At 66.4% G+C, this 6,216-nt stretch carries 6 protein-coding genes; 5 read left to right on the plus strand and 1 reads right to left on the minus strand.

The window, feature by feature from the left end:
* The 5 genes from AC1VAN_RS08035 to dxs all read left to right on the plus strand — a co-directional run.
* Nucleotides 1-298 (plus strand): lipocalin family protein (locus tag AC1VAN_RS08035; RefSeq protein WP_480985589.1); only part of this gene is annotated, 298 nt, incomplete at its 5' end.
* Nucleotides 299-461: 163 nt separating this feature from the next.
* Nucleotides 462-938, plus strand: a complete 477-nt coding sequence (locus tag AC1VAN_RS08040) for an LEA/WHy family protein (RefSeq protein ID WP_480985590.1) — start codon at nucleotides 462-464, stop codon at nucleotides 936-938.
* A 65-nt stretch (nucleotides 939-1,003) separates the two neighbouring features.
* Nucleotides 1,004-2,794, plus strand: a complete 1,791-nt coding sequence (locus AC1VAN_RS08045) for an acyl-CoA dehydrogenase C-terminal domain-containing protein (protein WP_480985591.1) — start codon at nucleotides 1,004-1,006, stop codon at nucleotides 2,792-2,794.
* A 404-nt stretch (nucleotides 2,795-3,198) separates the two neighbouring features.
* Nucleotides 3,199-3,864, plus strand: a complete 666-nt coding sequence (locus AC1VAN_RS08050) for an HNH endonuclease (RefSeq protein ID WP_025876340.1) — start codon at nucleotides 3,199-3,201, stop codon at nucleotides 3,862-3,864.
* A 105-nt stretch (nucleotides 3,865-3,969) separates the two neighbouring features.
* Nucleotides 3,970-5,877, plus strand: a complete 1,908-nt coding sequence (gene dxs, locus AC1VAN_RS08055; RefSeq protein ID WP_032951912.1) for a 1-deoxy-D-xylulose-5-phosphate synthase — start codon at nucleotides 3,970-3,972, stop codon at nucleotides 5,875-5,877.
* A 150-nt stretch (nucleotides 5,878-6,027) separates the two neighbouring features.
* Here the strand turns inward: dxs and AC1VAN_RS08060 are convergent.
* Nucleotides 6,028-6,216, minus strand: a 189-nt coding sequence (locus tag AC1VAN_RS08060) for a hypothetical protein (RefSeq protein ID WP_480985592.1), incomplete at its 5' end; no start/stop codon positions are given.

The raw sequence follows: 6,216 nt of genomic DNA on the forward strand, positions 1-6,216 counted from the left end.
GCCCGTTGCGGGGCAGCCCGGCCAGCTGCAGGTACGCTTCGTTCCCGACTGGCTGAGCTGGGTGCCTCTGGTCTGGGCCGACTACTGGGTGATCGCGCTGGACCCGGACTACCAGTGGGCAATGGTCGGTGAGCCCGGCCGCAGGTATCTGTGGATCCTCGCGCGCCTGCCGGAGATGGACCGCGCCCTGTTCGACCAGCTCAAGGCGAAGGCGCAAGCGATGGGCTACGACCTGGCGCCGCTGCGTCTGATGGCGCCCGTGCACGACGCGCCCGTGCGCGACGCGCCCGCCGACTGAGGCGCCGCCCGACCGGCGCACGCAACGTCCGCAATCCAGCATCGCGCACGCCTCGCGTGCATCTTCACGCGCTACCCTCTGTGGCCGGTCGCCACGGGCGACCCTTTCCACCATACGCCGTAGTATGCTTATCCCACGCACCGCCTTCAGAGGACCTGCGCCCATGTTCCACCGCTTCCGTACCGTCTTGATCGTCCTGTGCACCCTGGCCCTGGTCGCTTGCGGCGATGGCATCGTCAAGCGCGTTTCGGAACCGGCCGCGAGCCTGCAGCAGCTGACCGTGCAGGCCAATGGCGACTGGACTGTCGCTCTGCGCCTGCAGAACTACAGTTCGATGCCGATGAGTTTCGACGACGTCGCACTGGCCCTGACCATCGGCGACACCGAGGCCGGCCCGCTGTCGGCCAAGCCGGGCATCYCCATCGGCGGCGTCTCCGCCGATGTCATCAACGTGAACTTCAAGCCCAGCCCGGCCGCACGCCTGGTGATCGCCGACGCACTGGCCAGCAACCGCACCCTCGCCTACAGCCTGAAGGGCACGGTGTCGGCCACGCCGCAGGAAAAGAAGCAGCGCACCTTCGATATCAACAGCCGCAGCACGCTCAACCAGGCCCCGGGCCTGCCCGGCGTGCTGCGCTGATCTCCGCTTTCCGCCGCGACGCATCGCGCCGCTCCTCCTGTTACTGATCAAATCGAGACGCACCGATGAGCAGCTACACCGCCCCGCTTTCCGACCTTCGTTTCGGCCTGCACGATGTGCTGAAGGTCGAGCCGCTGTTCGCCCGTCTTGGCTTCACCGACGCCACCGCCGATGTCGTCGATGCCGTGCTGGAAGAAGCCGGCCGCTTCAGCGCCAGCGTGCTGGCCCCGCTCAACAGCGTGGGCGACGAGATCGGCTGCGTGCTCGACCAGGCCAGCGGCGAAGTGACCACCCCACCCGGCTTCAAGCAGGCCTACGACCAGTTCGTCGACGGCGGCTGGACCGGCCTGACTGCGGCGCCGGAACTGGGCGGCCAGGGCCTGCCGCACACGCTGGGCGTGCCGCTCAATGAAATGATCAACGCCGCCAACCTGGCCTGGGGCAACTTCCCGCTGCTGTCGCACGGCGCCATCGAAGCGCTGAAGCAGCACGGCGAAGCCTGGCAGCACGAGGCCTTCCTGAAGCCGCTGATCGAAGGCCGCTGGACCGGCACCATGTGCCTGACCGAGCCGCATTGCGGCACCGACCTGGGCCTGCTCAAGACCAAGGCCGAGCCGAACGCCGATGGCAGCTATTCGATCACCGGCACCAAGATCTTCATCACCGSCGRYGARCAYGACCTGACCGGMAACATCRTKCACCTGGTGCTGGCCAARCTGCCSGATGCTCCCCCGGGCGCCAAGGGCATCTCGCTGTTCGTCACCCCGAAGTTCAAGGTCGACCGCGACGGCAACGTCGGTGAGCGCAACGCGCTGCGCTGTGGCTCGATCGAGCACATGATGGGCATCAAGGGCTCGGTCACCTGCGTGATGAATTTCGATGGCGCCCAGGGCTACCTGGTCGGCCAGCCGCACAAGGGCCTGCAGGCGATGTTCACCATGATGAACACTGCTCGCCTGGGTGTCGGCCTGCAGGGCATCGGCCTGTCCGAGCGCGCCTACCAGAACGCGCTGAAGTACAGCCGCGAGCGCCTGCAGTCGCGTTCGCTCAGCGGCGCCAAGTTCCCGGACAAGCCGGCCGACCCGATCCTGGTGCATCCGGACGTGCGCCGCATGCTGCTGACCATCAAGTCGCTGGTGGAAGGCAGCCGCCTGCTGGCCCTGCATGCGGCCACCCTGATCGACGTCGCCCACCATGCAGACGATGCCGGTGAGCGCGAGCGCGCTGACACCCTGGTGAGCTTCCTGACCCCGATCTCGAAGGCCTGCCAGACCGAATGGGGCATCGAGAACACCTACAACGCCCTGCAGTGCTTCGGCGGCCACGGCTACATCCGCGAGCACGGCATGGAACAGCTGGCCCGCGATGCCCGCATCACCACGCTGTATGAAGGCACCACCGGCATCCAGGCGCTGGACCTGATCGGCCGCAAGACCGCGTCCAGCCAGGGCGCTGGCCTGAAACTGATGCTGGCCGAGATCGAAGCGTTCGCCAAGGCGAATGAAGGCAACGAGAGCCTGGCCGAGTTCATCGGCCCGCTGCGCGCCAAGGCCGCCGAATGGGGCAAGCTGACGATGGACGTGCTGCAGCGTTCGGCCGCCAATCCGGACGAACTGGGCGCAGCGAGCTACGACTACCTGTTCTATTCGGGYTATGTGGTGCTGGCCTACTGGTGGGCMCGCAGCGTTGCCGCCGCCGATGCCAGCGCACACGGTGCGGCGTTTGCCCAAGGCAAGCGCGAGACCGCGCGCTTCTACTTCGCCCGCGTGCTGCCGCGCACCCTCAGCCACGCCGCCGCCATCCAGGCGGGCGCCGCACCGCTGATGGCAATGGACGACGAACGCTTCGGCGCCTGAGCCGGGCCGCACCCGGCACCCGGCACCCACGGTAGTGCCGGCCGCTGGCCGGCAACCGCAACAGCTGGAGCAACAGCAACAGCTGGTTTCCTGCGGGATGGCGGGGTGGGTCCRRTTGCGGGGGACGGCGCAAGTACGTCCCTGTAGCCTCGATCGCGCCATCCATGGCGCTCACGCCCCCGCAACCGGCCCCACCCCGCCTTCGACAATTTCCCGGTAGATCCACGCCAAGCGTGGATGGAAACCATCCGTAATGCCTCTGGAGAAAAGCCCCCTTTTGTTAAAGGGGGCGCGCCGACGGCGCGGGGGATAGGAAGAATGCGCGGACCTGAATCTTGCGATTTGGGTTTCGCCCTCCGGGCGATACCCAAATCGCAATGATTCAGGTATAAGCTGTTTTCCCGATGGAGACAGACACTACACGCTTGGGTCTGATCGAAGCCGGAGCTCCGTTTTCTGCTCCGGGCGCCGAAGCATCGCCCAACGCCACGACGCTGCATCGCCCCGGCACGGTCCGGTTGCTCTCACTGGATGGTCATGGCCGGGTCCTGGACTGGATCACCTGGCAGGACGCCGCCTGCCTCTACGCCCGCGATGCCGTCGCCTGGACCCTCGGCGATCCCTGCCTGCACATCCACGGTGGGACCAATCGTCGCAGTGGCATGCAGAGCGGAATGGACCTGCACCCGATCATCGCCGCGCGCGGCCATGCCCGCTCGCGTGCACTGGACCCGACACCGAACCTGACCAACCCGGCCCTGTTCGCCCGCGATGCCCATCTCTGTCTTTACTGTGGACAGCAGTTCGGACGCCCGACCCTGACCCGCGACCACGTCATGCCCTTGTCCAAAGGCGGCCTGGATACCTGGGAAAACGTAGTCACCGCCTGCTTCCACTGCAATTCGCGCAAGAGCGACCGCACCCCGCAACAGGCCGGCATGCCGCTGCTGGCGGTGCCGTACCGGCCGAGCTGGATCGAGCACCTGATCCTGTCCAACCGCAACATCCTGGCCGACCAGATGGCGTTCCTGAGGGCCCAGCTGCCCAAGCGTTCCAAGCTCTGCACCTGAACATCCGGGAATGCAACCCTCACCGTCCTGTCACGGGCGGCGGCGTTTGCTTGCCCCACCCCCGTTTGAGGGCGAAAATGGGCGTTCAGAACAAGTGCGAACATGATGATCGACTCTGCCCGCTATCCCCGCCTCGCGCGCATCCAGACACCGGATGACCTGCGCACGTTCGACGAATCCGAACTGACGGCGGTCGCCGATGAACTGCGTGCCTACCTGATCGAATCGGTCGGCAAAAGCGGTGGCCATTTCGCCGCCGGCCTGGGCGTGATCGAGCTCACCGTGGCCCTGCACTACCTGTACCAGACCCCGGTCGACCAGCTGGTCTGGGACGTCGGCCACCAGACCTATCCGCACAAGATCCTCACCGGTCGCCGCGACGAGATCCATACCGTCAAGCAGAAGGATGGCGTCGCGCCGTTCCCCAAGCGCGAGGAAAGCGAGTACGACACCTTCGGTGTCGGCCACTCCTCGACCTCGATCTCCGCAGCGCTGGGCATGGCCATCGCGCGCCAGACCGAAGGTGATGATCGCAAGGTCGTGGCCGTGATCGGCGACGGTGCAATGACCGCCGGCATGGCCTTCGAAGCGCTGATGCACGCCGGCGGCATGGAACCGGAACCGAACCTGCTGGTGATCCTCAACGACAACAACATGTCGATTTCCGAGGCAGTGGGCGGGCTGACCAAGATGCTCGGCCGCGCCACCGGCAGCCGCACGCTCAATGCGCTGCGCGAAGGCGGCAAGAAGATCCTCGGCGACAAGAAGAACAATCCCGCACGTTTCGTGAAGCGCTGGGAAGAACACTGGAAGGGCATGTTCGTGCCGTCCACGATGTTCGAGGAAATGGGCTTCCATTACACCGGCCCGATCGATGGCCATGACCTGCCGGCGCTGCTGTCCGCGCTGAAGACGCTGCGTGCCTCCAAGGGCCCGAAGCTGCTGCATGTGATGACCACCAAGGGCAAGGGTTACGAGCCGGCCGAAGGCGACCAGATCGGTTACCACGCGGTGGGCCCGTTCGATCCGGACAAGGGCCTGGTGGCCAAGACCGGCGCGAAGAAGCCCACCTATACCGATGTGTTTGGCGACTGGTTGTGTGACGCCGCCGCAGCCGAGCCGCGTCTGTATGGCATCACTCCGGCAATGCGCGAAGGCTCGGGCCTGGTGCGCTTCAGCAGGGAATATCCGCAGCGCTACTTCGATGTGGCCATCGCAGAGCAGCACGCGGTGACCCTGGCCGCAGGCATGGCCACCCAGGGCGGCAAGCCGGTAGTGGCGATCTATTCCACCTTCCTGCAGCGCGCGTACGACCAGTTGGTGCATGACGTGGCCATCCAGGACCTGGATGTGCTGTTCGCGATCGATCGCGCCGGCGTCGTCGGCCCGGATGGTGCAACCCACGCAGGCAACCTCGACCTCAGCTTCCTGCGCTGCGTGCCGAACATGGTGGTGATGGCACCCTCCAACGAAGCCGAGTGCCGGCAGATGCTCAGCACCGGCCTGCAGCACCCCGGCCCGGCTGCGGTGCGCTACCCGCGCGGCAGCGGTACCGGCGTGGATGCCGGCAGCGATCTGTCGACCCTGCCGATCGGCAAGGGCGAGCTGCGCCTGCAAGGCAACCGCGTCGCCCTGCTCGCGTTCGGCAGCACCGTCGCCGCCGCCGAACAGGTGGGTCGCGAACTGGGTTTGAGCGTGGTCAACATGCGTTTCATCAAGCCACTCGATCGCGAACTGGTACTTGCCATGGCCAACCAGCACGACGCCCTGGTGACGATCGAAGACAACGTGGTGGCGGGCGGCGCAGGTTCGGCCGTGGCCGAACTGCTCAATGCCGAGGATGTGCTGCGTCCGATCCTGCACCTGGGCCTGCCCGATGCCTTCCAGCATCACGCCAGCCGCGAGGACCTGCTGGCCGAGGCCGGCATCGATGCGGCCGGCATCCGTGCGGCGCTGCTCAAGCGCTGGCCGCAGCTGGCCGCCGGCAACCCGCCGTTGAGCGCGGCGGGCTGAGAGCGTTGCAGGGGTCTGGTGGGGCCAAGCCATGCGTGGCTCCCCAGGTTCCTCATCCACGCCTGGCGTGGATCTACCAGATTGCTGGTGGCGCAAAAGCAGATCCACGCCAAGCGTGGATGGCGCGGACCGTGCCGACAAGCGGCGTGCTCAGCCGTAGCTGATCGCCTCGACAAACGCACCGCTGGACTCCACCCGCACCGAGGCGCGCTGGCCGGTATCGGTGAAATGCAGGCGGGCCAGGGTTTCGGCGAAATCGAAGGCACGGACGCCATCGCGGAACTCAATCGGCTCCGGCTTGTCCGGGTGCAGCACGCGCCATTGGCGCTGCTCACATTG

The organism is Stenotrophomonas sp. 05L44_2 (genome assembly GCF_056665995.1).